The following is a 17,169-nucleotide window of genomic DNA, read 5'->3' as shown; positions in this document are numbered from 1 at the left end:
TTAATTCTCAGGCAAAGTGGGCCACTTTATAGCATCAGGATTTTGCTCATAAACTTGCGGTATATTTGCTAAATCTTGTACGTAAGCATCAAGTGCTAACATCCAATTAGAGTCACGGGTCGGGGTTATATTTAATCTAAGCTCACGGTTATAACGCTCATATTCAAACTGAACTGCTTTTATTTTACTATCTCGATCAGCTCTTATAGATGGCCATGGGTCATTTTTTTTTAAAGGCTCTGGCTTATTACCTTGCAATAACCACTCATTATAGCTATTACGAATGTGGCCAGTATTTGAGTCAGGCAGCGAAATTTTGCCATTTATTAATATGCCATTTTCAATTATCTGCGCGGTATTAATTTTCATAATCTTGAATCCATAGTTATATCCGTTCTAAACCACGACGACCAACCAGACTCTGTCGCCCATATATCTACCCTATACTGAAAAGTGTTCAATTCTTCTGCTATGAAAGTATCATTGAAGCTTATAGCGCCTTTAATATTGTTAATAGAAAGAGCAGAAATATTTCTTTTTTTTACTACTGTAGCCGTTGAAACATAACTACTTTCTACTGTACTTTTTCTGCGTTCATCTAACCTTATTAGCTCATAATACCTACCTATAATTATGGAGCTCTTACTAAACTGTTCTTCTTTAAATTTTGTGGCTTCATTACCCTCTTCTAACTGCACACATGCTAGGTCAAAAACACCTGATTGTTGTCCTAAAAACCCTGCATATTTATTGTAATGACTTCCCGCATCAAACCAGAACCTAAGCCCTAACCAATCGTTTGAATCAGTACCAATCGACTTGCCAATTAAATTAGGTAAATCTATCGTTATTTCGTAGCGTTTCCACTTGCTAGTTACAGCTATCAATTTGCTGCCCACAGCTAAAGCCTCTGCCGATGAAGTCCCACCAGTCCCAAAGTTTTGTATGAGCTCAACCGCTATATTTTTATTTGAATCAGCTTTAAAATAAAATGATAGTGTTGTTTTTTTTCCGGCAAGCGTTCTAACCCATTCTATTTTTTGCATTTTACTAACTTTATTTGCATGGCCTGCAACGCTATTAACAATTGTCCTGCTAAAATATTTGGCTGTAGGGTTGTCAACACACGGTAAATCAACACTAGGGGTTAATTCTTCTCTTGTATGTGTTTTTGTAGAGCCGACATGTTCATTAACCCACATTGTATCGCTACCGTAACCATTCGAATTCTGACTAACGCCCTCATACCAAAAGTCGAAACGCCCATCAACTATTACGTTTTTATGATCTAATTTAAATTCAGCGACTGTTTTTTTTAACGACTGATCTAACGCATCAATACGTGGTGTGTAATCAAACATCCATGATTCTGCCGGTATTGTTATTTGCGAAAGCGCGGCAGCACCTGCAAATTGCAATACAAACGATCGGTTGTGCACGTTATTAACACCCGCTCTTTTGCGTTGCAACGGCAAGTAATCAAGCGCAATGAGTGTGCCGTCACTCGTTACTAGGCCTATCCAGTTGTAGTCAAAGTCGCCTATGTTTTGGTCTAGCACAACCGACCAGGCAACCGTGTTTTCGTCTACTTTACCTTGAGCATCTATATTTCGACGATGTACTATTTGCAAAGCGGTTGGTAGCCCTTGGTCTTTATCTCGCGGAGTGTTTTCGTCGATACTATTGATATTAGCAAGAACCACTTCGGCTACTTCTAGCCCTTGATTTGCTAATGTTTTGTCAGCAATATATTGAGTACCTGCGTTGGTCATTATGCCTAAAACTGCTTCTGTCATGTTGCCTCCTTTGCGATACTTATACCGCTAACTTTGTTAATAAAACCATATTGCGCTTTTGAGTCGAGATGGGTTTTAGATGCTATTTTTGTTGGGTTTAATATATTTATATGGTCGTGTTGAACGATTAAAGTACCTAATTTTAATTGAGATTGCGGCTTTGTTTTTGCTGCTATTTGCGTGGGGTTATTTATATTTGTGTGATCGTGCTGAATAAACAAACTATCTAAACCCAGCATGATTGATGTTTTACTATGCACTGTTAACTCGTAGCGCCTGCACGTGCGGCCATAAAGCTGTATTAATTCTGGCAATAGCAAGTTTGCATTAGCAAGCGTTGTATCGCTCATATCAATAGCAATAATGTCCCAGTCACGCCCGCCTATTCGCTCACGCACATTTATTACTTCTAAGTTTAGCCGCTTAAAAATGCGCTTTAATGATGTCATTTCACCGGCGTCTATTGTGTTTACTAATGCGTGTTGCACGCGCTTCCTATAAAGCTCTGTTGGCTCGTTTGGTAAACGTGTTGTTAATCGCTCCCATGCTAGCATCCCGAGTATTGGCTCTTCGTTTTGTAGCTCGTCTTTTTGCTGAACTGCCCACATAACGTAATTACGTGTCTGGCTCCAATATCCTGTTGCTGCCTTTACAAGTTTTTCGGCGTAGCCTTTGTTTAACCAAGTGGCGATTTCGTTAGCCATTTGCCACCTCGTTAACGGTTAATGATGTAAGTACCGGTAACCAGTTGGCGGCGGTTATGTCGTCAATATTAAACTTGATTGATTGCAGTTCATTAAATTGTTCATGGCACTGTGTTATTAGTTGGCTAATGCTGAACACAGTTTGATGCGTTACGCGTGTGGGTGCATACGCTGCATTTTGACGAAAAGCGGCTTGAATAAACGCGGTTAAATCGCTTTGAATAGCGTGGCTGTTGTCATGTAACTTATAGGTTGCGGTGATATCAAACCCGTTGGTTGCCATAGCGTAAACCATAAAGTCATCCCCTAAACCATGGTGGCCTGCGGTACGAATATGTTGGTTAATGGCACTCAATAGTGGTGTTGGTACAGGGCCAACATCTAAGTAAATATACGCATCAGCCGTGCCTGGTCCACGTGGCGCTCCGGTTTGAATGTAGATGTTATCTATTGGCACGCCAAAGCTTGCAATTATTTGTTTATACACGGCATTGATATGCCAGCGGGAGGCAGTACCAAATACGTTACGAATGCGTAGGCGATAATGCTCAGTGTCTTCGTCGTCGGAACCTGGCTTAATTAACCAATCATCATTATTGGTTACGGTGGTCCCGTCTTGTTGCTCGGTAAAGTAGCGATAAGCATGGGCTGGTAAATTAAATCCGGCGCCTGTATGAGTAGCCTCAGCCAGTGCATACGCGATGCTTTGGCCGTCGCTAAAATAAACATCTTGCAACAATGTGAGCGTGTACGTTTTATCGCCGAGTACATCAGTAACGACCTGCGTACCAGCAACAATAGCGTTTTCACCTTCGGTATTGAGTCTCGTAAACGTGAGTATTCCCTGTGCTTTTACGCCCGCTTGAATAAACACATTACGTGCAGGGCCATGGCGTTCAATCAGTGCAACTCGGTTTGCTGTCATAATGAATAAATCAGGCATTAGCTGCGTTGCTAGCCAATTAAACAGCTGCACGACTGGCTTTGTTAGCAACGCTTCAACGGTTCGCCAAAATGGGCCAAAGGGTGAATTGTTGGCAACTTGTATGTTTTGCTCTTTTAACTGTGCTTGCCACTGCGCTTGCGCTGTTTGCTCGTCCATTGGCAAGCCTGCATTTTGCATCATTGTTTTAAAGTTCATTGCTGCTCCCATACTGTCGCGTTTGTGCGTTAATGCTTAGCGTGCCATCGTCGTTGCGGTGCACTTTTATTGTGCCTGGCTTTACGCGATTGTCTTGCTCGGTTAGTAATTCGAGTTCGGTTAAAATGGGCGCTATGCCGTTTTTATTGCGCAGGCCAACAAGCTTGGTTAGCAAGCCACTTTCTAAAATTCGATGCTTTATATCTTGCGCCACCACATTCGATTTACTTAATGTACTGGGTGTCAGCGAGTCATTAAGTACAAAATCATTATCCTCAACGGCTAAATCTATGTGCAGTGCAATATCAAAGTTCATCAGCTTGCTAGCTCCATCATTTGTTCAAAGCTTTGCGCTAAGTCGTCAGATTTAATCGTTAAGTTGTCTATGTGCACACGCTTGCTGTTATCGCTCTCGCTTGAACTGCTCTGGCTGGTGCTGCTCGTTAGGCTTTGTAAAAACGCTGATTTTTGTACTTTGGCTTTATAGCTATTCGTGTGTTGTTGCTCAGTATTTAATTGCTCAACGCTGTACGCGTTCGCTGTGTTAGTAATTGCCTGATCTGTTTTGACCATTGGCAATCGTTGTAATGGCGCTGCACCTTGATTAAAGCGGGCCAGTTGTTCATATTTTTGACTATAAACAGGTGAATTGGCCGCGTTAGTAAAATGATTAGCTGTGCGTGTATTGCCATTTTCTATCGCTGATTGTGTTACGAACTGTGTTGATTGTGCATTGTGGCCAACATCGTTATGTGTAGCTGGGCTGCTTTGTAATACTGAGTTAGTAGCGCTGTTATTTATGTTGCCCGTTGTTGAATAAGCAGCATCGTTTGCTGAAGCATTGTTATTAATAGCGGTGTTTACAGGCGCGATATTGGTTAATCTATTCGCCACAGTTGAACTTACATAGCGGTTATTTAATGTGTTCGTTTGTCCCAACGTGCTGTTTGTTTGCTCAATGGCATTACTGCTTTGCAATGTTGAGTTAATAGCGTTATTAGTTTGACCTTTGTTTAACTGCGTTCGATTCAAATACGTAACATCATTCACTGCACCATAGTTAGTGCTGGCTTTATTGCCTGGTACTTGGGCGGCTTTGTTGATCACAGCTTGGCCGTAGTCGCGGCTGAACGCTTGATCTGCATTTTGCATGACTAAATTGCTAGGCTGAGCACGGTTAATGTTTTCGTGTGTTGAGGTCGCTTCTGTTTTTATTTTTGCCTCGGTATCGTCAATCAGGCCGAGTTTTTCGAGCACCCATTTTACGCTATCAATCACCCCATTAAAGGCCGCTTTCACACTATCAAACACCGCCATTAATACTTTCCCCCATGCGGTATTTTGAAACGCAGCCACTAAGTCATCCCAGTAATAGATAAGCGCACCAACCGCCGCGATGAGCGCAATAACACCCGCTACTACCCACGTAATTGGGTTTGCCCAAAGCGCTGCATTAAACAACCATGTAGCCGCTTGGCCTGCGAGCATAACTGCTTTAAATGTACCCATGGCTATGGCCGCCGCGCCCATCGTTGTAATGAGTGATAAAAAACCCAATACACGTAACGCAATAAGTGCGCCTTGCCATAATTTAGTTATCACTGTTAAACCCATTGTGAGCGCACCACTTGTTATCAGCGCCATTTTGTAAAGGCCCATCATGAACATGACCACGCCATAAATAGAGATAAGCGCCACAATGCCCACTACAAGTGTTGCAATCACACTGGATAAAATCGGAAAGCGCTCAGTTAACGAAACGATATAAGCAAAGCCGGCGGCGAGCATTTCAACGAACGGCTCAACCACAGGTAACAAACGCTGGCCTAGTGCTATGGATGCAGCATTAAATGATCCACTTAATTTGTTCCATGGCGTTCTCATATCGTCTGCCATTTTTGCAACGTTTGCCATACCGCTTACGCTGCCTAAGTCTTGAACCTGATTGTTTAGCCCATCAATATCAGTTATTAATAGTTTAATTAATGATGATGCTTCAGCTGATCCGAACGCGGTTGCTATTGCATCAATGTCCGCTTGCTTAGTTAATCCTTTTGTTTTTTCATTTATTTTTTGAAGTATATCTACCATCGGTAATAGCTTGCCCGAGCTATCTGTAAAATCTAAATCGAGTGCTTTTTGAGCTTTACCTGCTCCAGCTTCAAATGCTTTATATTTTGTTGCTGATTCACTACCACTCATAGTCGATTGCAAACGCCCCATTACTGCGATTTGTTCTGCCAGTGGCGCAGACGATGAGGCTCCCAAAGCACTGAACGCGGAAGCCATTTCTTTACCGTCAGTTTTATAATCAGTTACTGCCTTAGCGGTAATGCCTGCTATATCTTCCGCCCACTTTACTTTGCCCATTTTGTCGGCTGTTGATTTAAATACCCCGTACATCGTTCCCATGTAGTCGGTCACTGTTGCGGCATCAGCTTTAGTGGCTTTGGCTAAGGTGTTTGATATTTCGGTAACTTTTGATAGTTCGTCGCCTGTAATTCCTGACATTGCTGATTGAATGTCGTAGGCACTGCGAACAAAGTCGGATGCGTTGCCGCCAAAGTTAGCGGTAAACTCTAATGAAGTTTTGTTTAATTTTTGTAATGATTCGTCAACTACGCCAAGCGACTTCACTTCACCTAATGCGGCGGCTTGATCTATTGCTGGCGCAAGCGAACGGGCAAGCGCATAACCACCTGCTACGGCTGTGGCTGCGCCGCGCATCATTAGATCTTGTGCGGCGGCGGTTTGCTGGCTCAGCTGATTAATTTTAGCCATCACTTTATTAACCGGACCCGTCACCTTATCGATGATCCCGATTGAATAAGTAAGCTTGTCTAATTTGCTGAGTGTTGCCATTAATTACTCGCCGCCTAATGCTGTGCAAATGCCGTTATTTACGGCTGTTACAAAGTTTTCTTGCTGTGATGTTTCAAGGTAGAGCGCCTGTGCCAAGCTCTCATCAGTTACTGGTTGGTTGCCAAAATACTTAGCGTGGTATGCCAGTAACTGATCGAGCCTGCTTTTGCCTATTTGCTTGGCTCGGCTTTCGATTTTTTTACCGTAAAATTAAACTCAGGTTGGTATTCTTCAACAATTGCACCCACTAAAAATAACGCTGCACCCGGTTGCTGTACCAGCTCTTTGAGCTTTTTAGCGTCGGCTTCAACCACTGTGTTTAATAAAAAATTAGTTGCCGGCTGCACTTTGTTATTTGGCTGAGTCGAATTAATGTATTTGTTGTAGTCGGCGCCATTTACGTTAAATGTGATTTCGCCAACGGGGGTTTCTAATGTGATTTTTTTCTCAAACGCCATGATCAATACTCTCTTTAATATCTGCTTGTTCTAGCAGTGTGTAGGTAAAATAAGGGCCGTACTTGGCTGCTGATTGCTCGCACAAAGCAATAAATTCATCAAAGTCATTGGGATTTGCAAACACCTGACAACCGGCAGACCATTTATCAACTTGGGTTGATGTGGTTTTGCTGTTTGCACGGTGGCAATTAATACCAAAGTAACCTTGTTGTAGCTCTGCTTGGGGTGTGACGTCCGTGTCTAACTCGGTGTCTTTGTTGTTGTCACGTAGAACAACAACCGGTTTATGCTGTACAAGGGCGCGATACTTGCCCTGGTGATAACCCAACGTCCATAAGCTTTTATGCTGCCCTGCAACTAGCACCGCTGTGCCGTCTATGTTCATTGGGTTTTTACGCCAGTAAATACCGGCATCTGTTGTGGCTTTATACTGCTTTAACTGCCATTCGCCATTTTGCTGATACAACACACAAATTGCATCGTTAAACGTGTTGGCGCGGGTGTTTGCATGGCGAATGCCTATAATGTTTAGGTTTAGTTCACCCTCAAATACTTTATGCCCACATGCTTGCAGGGTGCTTAGTAATGTTGTGGCAGTTAGTGTGCGAATGGCTTTAGTCATTACAAATCTCTCACTTCATCGTCAGTTAGGTATGGCACACCGTTAATTTTGACAAAATCAGGGCTAGTAATCGGACACTTGATTGATGTGGTGTCTTCTTCGCCACCATCGGCTTTAATGTTTAAAATTTCGTCCAGCTGCGGCAGGCAACCAAATGCTTCAACGTTCTTTTTACCTGCAGCTACTTCTGCATTAAACGCAATATCAAACGGTTCAATACCTTTCCAACTGCCTGCCTTTTCAGCTTGCGCTTGCACGATTAACCAATTTTCATGATCAAGCTTTAGTGTTACTTCGCCTTCAACATCGCCATCAATAAAGCCCTTTGGGATACCGCGCACTTTTTTAACGGTGCGCCCATCCGTAATTTTGCAAGTCGCTTCAATTACATGCACCATTGAATCACCAATGAAGATATCGAAGTCTTTACCGCCTAGTACTTTTTGCATGTTTGCGCTCCTACTCTGCGTTATCTAACATGATCCCAACAATGATGGTGTTGGGTGAATCGATTGGTTTAACTTTAAGTACGACTTGTAAGGTGGTCGCATTCATAAACGTTAGGTTGATACTGTCGTCTTTTGGTGCGCGAATTAAACCAGGGAACTTATCGGCACCAATATTGATAGAGCGTGCCATGTCGCGCAGCGGTTTACCCATAATGCGTTTACCAAATTCAATCCCGGTGCTGCTGTTGTTTAAGCGACGATTTTTAACGTTTTGAATTCCAATAATTCGCACAGCACGTGCAGCCATATCAACAATGCGGCCAATTTCAATTTTTTGAAAATCACCGCCTTCAGCGTCGAGCATGTTTACATCGCCAAAATACGTACCATCAAAATCAGCATAAAACTGTGTACAACTAAAACGCAGCGCATCAAGTGCCGCCGTGGTTGAGTTGGTTAAGGGGTTGCCGGCGGCATCTTCTGGGTGTGGCATCAATGACATTGCACCCGTTAGCACGCGCATTGGACTGTCGGCAATAGTGACTGCGCTTTTACATAAACGCCCTGTTACTGCGCCTAGTTCGTCACCGAATAAAAGCGGGATAACAGCCACACGATCGCCTACTACGCCATCGGTTAACGGTTGCAATGAAGTCACTAAATCAGGCCAATTTTGCTCAGCCGTTAAGCCAGGTGCTGCAAGTAAAAAGCGAACACGACGAGCAAGGCTCGATAAAATTTCAAGCGCTTTCGCTTGGTAGCTTTCAATGTCGGCTTTGCCTGTAACTGGCGTACAAATAACAATAATTTCAGGGCTAACATCCTGATCCATTGCTTTATCAATAAGGGCCATTACGTTATCGCCTGCGCCATGCGGGATGGCATAACCACTCACTAAGTCATCACCGTTGCGTTGCCATGCTTTTACTTGTGTTTTTAGTGGGGAGTCGGCGGCGCCAAACTCAACATCAAAATCACTTTGTGCATTAATAGATAAAATTTTGCCGTTGTTCTCACTCGCTTGACCGATAAACAACACACTGCGTTCAATCTGTTTCGTAGCGCCACTGCCTGTTTGTATGGCGGCAACGGTTACTTTACCTTGTGCCATGATCGTTCCTTTTGCTTTGCGCTACGCAACGTGCATAGCCTGGTTTAAAATAAAATTCATTTGCTGCTTTTCTTCGCCCTGCGTTTGCCCTAAAAATGAGCGGGCCGGCAAGTCAATTTGCCATGTACTCTTACTTGAGCTGCCCTTTAAATCGCGAAGTAAAAACCCTGCTTGGTTAATGCTTAAATTCTCTGTTATCCATTTAATGCTTGGGCGTTTACTGCCCTTGCCTTTACGACGCGGTATTTTGTAACCCTCGGCTATTAATGCCCTGGCTAAATTTCGCGTGGCTGGCCCTTCTTTATTTTGTCTAGCTTTACCTTTTGGCTTGCCTGCATCTAGGCTTATGCCCTCTTGGTGGGCACGGGCTATTTTTCCGCTGTTGCCCCCTGAAAAATAAACACTGGCGTCGTTTGCACTGTGGCGAACCTTCATAAACTTTTTAAGCTTGGTGAGCATTTTCTTTTTTTTACCACTTGCTCTGCCTTGCCATGTTTTGCCTGCTAAATCCGTTTGCTTGGTGATCCGCTCTTTACTGCTTTTATTCGTTGTTCGAATAACACGACGTAATATATTGCGCCGCTTATTAGGCTTGAGCTGTAAAAACGCTAATTGTTCTTTGCTGCGCCCTTCGTCAAATTTGACGTTAAGCACGGCTTACAGTGCCTTGCAGTAAAAATGATTCAGCAACCCATAGGCTTTGCTCGCCAAAGTCGTAACAGTTACCGTTTAACTCAAAAGGGCCGCTGTCTGTTTGTATTAGTTCTATGTCTTCACACAGCTGGTTAATAGTCAGCTCGACTTCATTGCTGTTGTCGTCGTTTACATCGGCGCTAAATTCAATATCGGTGCTGTCATAACGCCCGCCATTGTTTTGCAACCAAAACGATGCAAAGGCACAAATTAACGCAGCCGGCGCAAAGCATGGATTAATGCTGATCACACCTGAGTAATAAAACCGCGCTGCTAATAACCCGTTACCATTCATTGTTTTACTACTTGGCTCTATGCGCCCGCCTTCTATCCAGCTGTCAAACTGGGTATTAAGCGCCAACTTATGGCCTTGGTACTCAACACTCACTAAATGCTGTTTAAGCTTTTCAATTTTGCTTTTGCTCATAACAGCTCTACCGATAAATTAGGGCTAAGCGATTGCAGTAATCGCAATGCATTGATGCTCTGGCTTTGCCAGTGAGCATAATTATCAATAGCGGTTTGGCTTTGTGCTGTGGCGCTGTCGCGGTGTGTGCTGCCGAGCTTTGATACCAATAAATGCGCCTTAGCTTTGCTGTAAACTGCATCGTTATAAAAAATTACTTGCTGTGCGTTTAGTGGCTCGCCATGAGTAAGCTGAACATCTTCTAATTCTTGATTAATTTCACCCTGTGCACGCTTTAGCTTTTCAACAAGCAGCGCACTTTTGCTGGCGTACTCTTGGGCAACTGCGTAGTGCTCAATAAAATACGCGGTGCTTAATGCTGGGTAATAGCCATTACCTGGCACATCAACATTGATGCTTTGTAAATCTGCTTGTGGCATACCGCTTAAATTCATATTGCACCTGTAAAAACACACACATTAAATTAGGTGCGGGCGCCACTTAGTCACACTGGCGACATAATTAATACTCGCACTGTGCTAAGTTGCCCGCTGGCGTTGGAGCTGTTACTCGCTAACCGTTGCTTTTAATTGCTTTGCTAGCTTATCTACTAAACCTTTAACTCCTGCTTTGTCGTTAATGGCTTGGGCGTGCTCTGCAAATAACAGAGCATTACCATAGTTGTGCTGGGCTGCATCAACCTTGGCAGCAATGGCGTACAATTTACCGCCCACTACTTCAAGACCGTTCCAGTCTTGGTTTTTTACGGTATTGATTAAGCCACGCAGTACATAGCTAATATCAAATAAGCCTTGCTGCTTTGATTCTGTTAGGTAGTAATTAGCGTCATCGTAGAGTTGGTCGATAACGAATGCAGGCCAATGTTTGGTATTAAATACCGTTGGCAGTGGTTGCTTTTGCTCAATCATAAACGGCAGGAGTTCTAGCGCTGCATCCCAGCGTTTTAAGTCAACCAACCAAATAAACACCCATGCTAAAACCGTGTTCGGGTGGCACTGGCCGCTTAGTCGATATTGATTGATATACCCTAAATAATCTTGGCGTTCTAACGCTTCAGACTTGTAAGTTGCTTTATCTGCTATATCAGTAAATGTTTTTAATTGAGCTAAGTCAGATTCGATGGCTGCTGCATAAAGCTGGTACTCGGTTTGCTTAGTGATAGTGGTTGGCGCATGGGTATTCGTGGCTGTTGCCACGACCGTTGGCGCTTTTTTGTCAGTGCTTGCTGGTACTCTGCCTGCTGCTTTGGCTAATGATTTTTTGACTAAGCTCATTTAAAAACACTCTTTAATGTGGTTAAAAAGACCGACTCGAAAATTGGATTAAACAAGCCGGCCAAATGGGAATTTACCGAATATTTAAACCCAGGCGCTACCGTCTGAATTTGGTAACTTGATACTGGTTGATTCGAAATACATGACTTTTTCAAGGTCTTCTACGTAGTAGCAATCGTTTCGTGATAGGTAGTCTTCAACGCGTTTTTTCTTAGCGTTGTTTTCTACACTGGTACGCGTTGATCCTGTTTGTACGTAGTGACTTAAGTTGTCAAAGCTGGTGACTAAAATGCCACGAGCAGGGAAAAAAGGGATTTTGTATGTCATTAAACCGCCATAGGTATCAATCACCTGTTGCAGCTCAATCTTGGTTTTTTCACTTGGGGTATGTGCTTGCTTCGCGTACAGCTTATTTTTGTCTTGTGCTAAAAGCTCGTCGCCAATAATAGCCACCATGTTTGCACGTTTGTGCTCTGGAATACCTTGCAATGCATCGTGCACCGCTTGGTCTAAGTTTTCGTAATCGCCGCCAGCACCAATACGAATTTCGCCAGCGGTTGCGCCTTCACTAATTGCGCGCTCGGGTGCATCGCGGCGAATTAGTTGTAGCCAGCCAATGTTTACATCGTTCATCATTGGATAGGCTGTAATATCTGTGGTATCAGCTGCGCGCGTACCATTCCAACCAATTTTAATAATATCGAGCGCAATAGCCTGGCGTACGTGATTGCGATAACGATTATGAAAATCAGGGAACTTAGACCACTGATCCATTTTTATCCATGTGATATGAATGTCGCATTCAACGGGGTAACAACGGTATTCACGTTTAGCGAGCTTTGATACGTCGCGAGTTTGTCGCTCTTTGGTGTCGTCGGTTTCAACGCCTGCACGACCTGTAACACCACCGTCTACACTCATGATCACCGATTGACCAACTAAGTCGTCTACCGGTACGGTGTTGATCATCTGTAAAAATTCAGCCGATTCATAAACAGCATCATATAAATGCTGCTCAGTTGTAGGCTCAACGTTGAACTGTTCACTCATTGATGTAACGCCGTAATTAACGGCCATGCCTGCCATAATGGCGACAAATAATTCTCTAGTTCTGGTTTTCATATTCTTTCCTGCGTTTAGCTAAGTTAAGTTAGAGTGAATGCAATTAGTACAAATTACTGTATTTACCCTCATCGCCTTCGGGTTCTTCGTCGGCGTCAGTGGTATCACCCGCAGGTGTTTTCAACGCTTTGGTAAACTTGTCGTTAAGTTCACCTAATGCTGTTTTTGTTTTTAATAGCTCTTCTTTTACTTGAGCTAATTCAGTGTTTTCATCATCAGCTGGCGGCGTTTCTTCACCTTCCACTTTTGTGGTTGAAAACGAATCAAGCTTTGTGGCTAAGCCGTCTAGTTTTTTAGCAAACTCACTAAGCGGTGTGCCCAGCGCATCTTTTAATGCAGTGGCTAATTGTGTTTCGTTCATGTCGGGTTCTTCCTTTGCGAATAGTCGTTTAAAAAATGGTTTTTTAGGTGTGGCGTCGATAGGCTCACATGATCCTAAATCAACTTTTAATAAAGAGACGTCCGTGTCATCTGGCTTACTCTTACTACTGAAATGGATACGGTCGGTATAGCAACTGGCTGGGTAGTCGGTTACTGCTAAACCGGTTAGGTAGGTTTTACCTGTGCCCATAAAATCGCGGCTAATTTCGATACTAAAATAAACAGCTTGATCTGCTTTGTTCAGCTCTACAAACCCTTGATTGGGCGCAAGCACTGCGTATAAGCACACAACGCCCTCTTCGTTTTCATAGGCTGCAACGCTTTCTACATCGCCCAACATGCCGGGAATATCTACGTTATGCAGATTTTTAGCGGCCCAACCTGACCAATTAAACTCGTGATCAACATTAATACGTGCACCGTATTTACGCGGGTTGTATGTTTCTACTATATCGGCTACGTCTTGCTCTGATATTTCGCGGCCGTCAACGGTCATACCTACAGCGGCAATCGATAACGGTTTAGTACGTAGTTGACCTGGCATAAACAACCCTTTTTAAATATGTGCAAATTAAGCGTATTGCTTTAAAGTGATTGCAGTTTGCACCCTCTTTTTATTCCTTTCCAACGGTTTAACTTTTTGAAATTCCTATATTTAACTTTTAGGAATGGACAGGTTTTTGACTGACAGATTAAGCGTTTTATAACGAATACACTGCCGCTATGGATTAATAAAAGCGGCGCAATAGATGGCGAACTACGGACCAGAGATACGCAAAAAAGCACAAGATTTGTATGTTGTTGAGGGCTACACGGTGGACGAAATAGCCGAGCTTGACGACATGCCCAGTGCGCGTAGCATTCGCCGTTGGTCGGAGGCTGGCAAGTGGGAGGACATGTGCCCAAGCTATAACGCCGAAATGGCCTTTAGCAAACGCATTAATGTACTGGCCGATAAAGACAATAAAACCGATGCTGACTATAAAGAGCTCGACTTTTGCACGCGCCAGTTGTGCGCACTTAATAAAAGTAAATTAGCCCCAGCCCCAAAACAGCGCGCAAGTAATGACAACCCCGCCAACAATAACAGCGGCAACAGTCATAACGGCAATGACAAAAAATCGAAGAAGAAAAAGAAAAACGATTGCTCTGGCATTACCCTTGAAATGCTCAACGAGCTTAAAGACACATTACTTTATCCTCACCAAAAACATTGGTTTGATAACCAAGACCACCGCACCCGCTTTATATTAAAACCGCGCCAGATTGGCGCTACATTTTATTTTGCATTCGAAGCGTTTTACGATGCTGTGCTAAATGGCCGTAATAAAATATTTATATCGGCGAGCCGTGATCAGGCCGAAGTATTTAAAGCCAATATTGTGGCGTTGGTGCGTGAGCATTTTAATGTCGAACTTAGCGGCTCGCCTATGGTGCTTAATTTAGCCGGCGGTAAAACCGTTAAACTAATATTTAAGTCAACCAATGCCCGTACTGCACAATCAGAATCCGGCGATTTATATATTGATGAAGTGTTTTGGATACCTAAATACAAAACGCTGCGCGGCCTTGCACAAGCCATGGCCACGCATAAGCATTTGCGTATTACCTACTTTAGTACGCCAAGTGTTACCAGCCACGAAGCGTATGATCATTGGAACGGTAAATGGTTTCGTAAAACCAAAGCCTGTAACGATCCTGAATTTGCCATAGATGTAAGCCATAAAAACCTAAAAAACGGCCAACTGTGTGACGACGGTATTTGGCGACAAATGCTCACGGTTTACGATGTAGTAACCAGTGGCTTTGACCGTATTGATATTGGCGTACTTGAAAACGAATACAGCGTAGATGAGTTTAATAACTTGTTTATGTGTAAGTTTATTGATGATGCGCACAGTGCGTTTAGCCTTAAACAATTGATGAACTGCGTGGGCGACTCGACTAAGTGGAGCGACTTTGATTTAGCTTACGAGCGCCCGTTTGGCTTGCGCCCTGTTGTAATTGGTTTTGACCCTGCCCGCTTTGGCGATAAAGCAAGTGTTGCCATTTTAAGTGCACCCATGAAGCCAGGCGAAAAGTTTTTACTGCTAGAAGCACTTGATTTAAGCGGCAACGACTTTGAAGCAATGGCAAACGAGATAAAACACCTCACCGAAAAATACAACGTTGTGCATATTGGCGTAGATACCACTGGCATTGGCTATGGTGTGTGGGAGCTTATTACTAAGTTTTACCCTAATGCCGAGCCGATTCATTACAACCCCATTATTAAAAACCGCATGGTAATTAAAGCCATTAACGTTATTCAAAACCGCCGCTTTGAGTTTGACCAGGACGCGGTAAATATTGCCAGCTCGTTCATTAATATTCGCCGCAAAGTGGTAGGCGACCAAATTACCTATGCGACAAACCGCACCGCGACAACAGGCCATGCCGATATTGCGTGGGCAATTATGCACGCCATGTTATTTGAACCACTCGACGGTAACGCCCATAGCCGTCAAACATCTGTAGGAATTGCAGCTTAATGAGTAAACCACGATTACAAGTAAGTAACGGCCAAGCGCCAAACTACAACCAACGCACAGCGGTAACCGATACGTTTAGCTTTGGCGATCCTGAGCCATGCTTAGACAACCGGCTAACCGATTACGTTGGGGTGTTTAGTGACAGTAACGGCATTTACGCCCCGCCCATTAATTTGCAAGGCTTGGTTAAACTGCTGCGTGTAAATGCCCAGCATGGGCCAATACTCTACTTTAAACGCAACATGATTTTAAAATGGTATAAGCCTAACCCGCTTTTAAGCCATCAAGCCCTTAGCAAATTTGCGTTTGATTTGCTGTGGAGCGGTAACGCCTATTTGCAGGTTATTAAAAATTCATTTGGGCAAGTTATTAAACTGCGCCATTTGCCTGCGTTGACTATGCGTTATACCGATAAACGCGGTGTGTACGCACAATTAAGTAATCGCAGTCATGAGCCTGTTTACTTTAATGCGGGCGAAATAATACACGTAAAAGAATACGACCCCGGGCAAGGCATTTATGGCATACCGCAATATTACGGCGGTATTCAATCAGCATTATTAAATGAAGATGCCACTTTATTTAGACGTCGCTATTACAAGAACGGCGCGCACATGGGTTTTATATTCTCAATGGCTGACCCTAATTTAAGTGCTGATGATGAAACAGCCCTTAAAAATGCCATACGCGACAGCAAAGGTGTGGGTAACTTTAGAAGTTTGTTTTTTAATTTTCGCAGTAATAAAGCCGATGCTGAAAAAGCGATAAACATTACACCGGTGGGCGACATATCAACAAAAGACGAATTTGAGCGCATTAAAAAAATTACGCTTAACGACATGCTCAGCATGCACCGTGCGCAAGAAGCACTGAGCGGCCAATCATCTGGCGATAGCCCAGGCTTTGGTGATTTAGACAAAATCACCCGCGCTTATTACAACAATGAAGTTGTGCCACTCCAACAAGACGTATTAGGCATTAATAACTACTTACCTGCCGCACAGCATATTGAATTTAAAGAGCCTGAGTATTCAGACTTAAACCCAACACCTAAGGAAGCCGCATGAGCTGGATAGATGTAACAGAGTTTATTAAACAATGGGGGCGTTTATTTATGTTGAGCTTTTTAGCAGCCGCTATTCAAATGTATTTAAGTAAAAAGCAATTTACGTTTTTTCATTACTGTATGAACGTGCTCGTTGCTATTTTTGCAGCATACTTAGCCGCTATGTTTTGTGAATGGCGCGGCTTTGATGAAAGCCTAAAAACAGGTGTGATTGGCGTAACAGCATATGCAGCACCACACATTTTAGAAGGGTTCGACAAGCTAATTAAATCGTTTAGTAAAGACCCTAAAAGCTTTATTAAATTTATACGGGGGATAAAATAATGGGATGGCTTAAATCAGTATTATCGTTCATCACAGACCCAATAGCCGATTTAACCGGCGGCTATGTTGAGCGTAAACGCATCGCGGCAGAAATGGCCGCTGATGTAGCACGTGCTGAAAACAACTTTAAAATTGCCCAGTTTGAAGCCAAAGCAAAACGCTGTATGCAGGCCGAGCAAAACGACGCTGACTATGACTTACTGGTTGT

Annotated in this window: 19 protein-coding genes and 1 pseudogene; 4 read left to right on the top strand and 16 right to left on the bottom strand. The window is 43.3% G+C overall.

Annotated features, from left to right (window positions below; genetic code table 11):
• The 16 genes from J8L73_RS17390 to J8L73_RS17315 form a co-directional block, all read right to left on the bottom strand.
• Positions 1-369, bottom strand: a complete 369-nt coding sequence (locus tag J8L73_RS17390) for a phage tail assembly chaperone (protein WP_211018974.1) — start codon at positions 367-369, stop codon at positions 1-3.
• A complete protein-coding gene (locus J8L73_RS17385) occupies positions 366-1,796 on the bottom strand; it encodes a phage tail protein (RefSeq protein WP_211018972.1) in 1,431 nt (476 codons plus the stop codon). Before J8L73_RS17385 ends, J8L73_RS17390 begins: the two co-directional genes overlap by 4 nt.
• On the bottom strand, positions 1,793-2,500 hold the full coding sequence (locus J8L73_RS17380) for a hypothetical protein (RefSeq protein WP_211018970.1): 708 nt from the start codon (positions 2,498-2,500) through the stop codon (positions 1,793-1,795). The genes J8L73_RS17385 and J8L73_RS17380 overlap by 4 nt, the downstream gene beginning before the upstream one ends.
• Positions 2,493-3,641, bottom strand: a complete 1,149-nt coding sequence (locus J8L73_RS17375; RefSeq protein ID WP_211018968.1) for a baseplate J/gp47 family protein — start codon at positions 3,639-3,641, stop codon at positions 2,493-2,495. Before J8L73_RS17375 ends, J8L73_RS17380 begins: the two co-directional genes overlap by 8 nt.
• Complete coding sequence (locus J8L73_RS17370) at positions 3,631-3,957, bottom strand: DUF2590 family protein (RefSeq protein WP_149614048.1); 327 nt, start codon at positions 3,955-3,957, stop codon at positions 3,631-3,633. The genes J8L73_RS17375 and J8L73_RS17370 overlap by 11 nt, the downstream gene beginning before the upstream one ends.
• Positions 3,957-6,503 carry a phage tail tape measure protein gene (locus tag J8L73_RS17365; protein WP_211018966.1) on the bottom strand — a complete coding sequence of 849 codons (2,547 nt, stop codon included), beginning with the start codon at positions 6,501-6,503 and terminating at the stop codon, positions 3,957-3,959. The genes J8L73_RS17370 and J8L73_RS17365 overlap by 1 nt, the downstream gene beginning before the upstream one ends.
• A 170-nt stretch (positions 6,504-6,673) precedes the next feature.
• Positions 6,674-6,961 carry a putative phage tail assembly chaperone gene (locus J8L73_RS17360; protein ID WP_007378140.1) on the bottom strand — a complete coding sequence of 96 codons (288 nt, stop codon included), beginning with the start codon at positions 6,959-6,961 and terminating at the stop codon, positions 6,674-6,676.
• Positions 6,951-7,583 (bottom strand): hypothetical protein, encoded by a 633-nt coding sequence (locus J8L73_RS17355; RefSeq protein WP_149614050.1) that lies wholly within the window; start codon positions 7,581-7,583, stop codon positions 6,951-6,953. Before J8L73_RS17355 ends, J8L73_RS17360 begins: the two co-directional genes overlap by 11 nt.
• Positions 7,583-8,032 (bottom strand): phage protein, encoded by a 450-nt coding sequence (locus J8L73_RS17350; protein ID WP_149614051.1) that lies wholly within the window; start codon positions 8,030-8,032, stop codon positions 7,583-7,585. The genes J8L73_RS17355 and J8L73_RS17350 overlap by 1 nt, the downstream gene beginning before the upstream one ends.
• A gap of 10 nt (positions 8,033-8,042) precedes the next feature.
• Entirely contained in the window at positions 8,043-9,143 is a 1,101-nt protein-coding gene (locus J8L73_RS17345; protein WP_182738608.1) for a DUF2586 domain-containing protein, read from the bottom strand.
• A 21-nt stretch (positions 9,144-9,164) separates the two neighbouring features.
• A complete protein-coding gene (locus tag J8L73_RS17340) occupies positions 9,165-9,797 on the bottom strand; it encodes a phage virion morphogenesis protein (RefSeq protein ID WP_211018964.1) in 633 nt (210 codons plus the stop codon).
• A complete protein-coding gene (locus J8L73_RS17335; RefSeq protein ID WP_211018962.1) occupies positions 9,790-10,263 on the bottom strand; it encodes a phage tail protein in 474 nt (157 codons plus the stop codon). Before J8L73_RS17335 ends, J8L73_RS17340 begins: the two co-directional genes overlap by 8 nt.
• Complete coding sequence (locus J8L73_RS17330) at positions 10,260-10,697, bottom strand: head completion/stabilization protein (protein WP_211018960.1); 438 nt, start codon at positions 10,695-10,697, stop codon at positions 10,260-10,262. Before J8L73_RS17330 ends, J8L73_RS17335 begins: the two co-directional genes overlap by 4 nt.
• 111 nt (positions 10,698-10,808) lie before the next feature.
• Entirely contained in the window at positions 10,809-11,537 is a 729-nt protein-coding gene (gpM, locus tag J8L73_RS17325; protein WP_211018958.1) for a phage terminase small subunit, read from the bottom strand.
• Positions 11,538-11,621: 84 nt separating this feature from the next.
• Positions 11,622-12,659 carry a phage major capsid protein, P2 family gene (locus J8L73_RS17320; RefSeq protein WP_211018956.1) on the bottom strand — a complete coding sequence of 346 codons (1,038 nt, stop codon included), beginning with the start codon at positions 12,657-12,659 and terminating at the stop codon, positions 11,622-11,624.
• A 43-nt stretch (positions 12,660-12,702) separates the two neighbouring features.
• Positions 12,703-13,584 (bottom strand): GPO family capsid scaffolding protein, encoded by an 882-nt coding sequence (locus J8L73_RS17315; RefSeq protein WP_211018953.1) that lies wholly within the window; start codon positions 13,582-13,584, stop codon positions 12,703-12,705.
• 205 nt (positions 13,585-13,789) lie between these two features.
• Between J8L73_RS17315 and J8L73_RS17310 the strand changes: the two genes are divergently transcribed.
• From J8L73_RS17310 to J8L73_RS17295, 4 genes and pseudogenes are all read left to right on the top strand, one after another.
• Positions 13,790-15,571 carry a terminase family protein gene (locus J8L73_RS17310; protein ID WP_211018952.1) on the top strand — a complete coding sequence of 594 codons (1,782 nt, stop codon included), beginning with the start codon at positions 13,790-13,792 and terminating at the stop codon, positions 15,569-15,571.
• Positions 15,571-16,638, top strand: coding sequence for a phage portal protein (locus J8L73_RS17305; protein ID WP_211018950.1), 1,068 nt, complete (start codon positions 15,571-15,573; stop codon positions 16,636-16,638). Before J8L73_RS17310 ends, J8L73_RS17305 begins: the two co-directional genes overlap by 1 nt.
• The gene (locus J8L73_RS17300) at positions 16,635-16,961 is read left to right on the top strand and encodes a phage holin family protein (RefSeq protein WP_008135639.1); all 327 of its coding nucleotides are present in this window, start codon (positions 16,635-16,637) and stop codon (positions 16,959-16,961) included. Before J8L73_RS17305 ends, J8L73_RS17300 begins: the two co-directional genes overlap by 4 nt.
• Positions 16,961-17,169, top strand: a pseudogene (locus J8L73_RS17295) (hypothetical protein); the annotation flags it as partial. The gene J8L73_RS17300 and the pseudogene J8L73_RS17295, both read left to right, overlap by 1 nt.

Source organism: Pseudoalteromonas sp. MMG006 (assembly GCF_018101025.1).
Taxonomy (GTDB): domain Bacteria; phylum Pseudomonadota; class Gammaproteobacteria; order Enterobacterales; family Alteromonadaceae; genus Pseudoalteromonas.
Note: the sequence above shows the minus strand (reverse complement) of the source record. Positions and strands in the feature narration are given on the sequence as shown.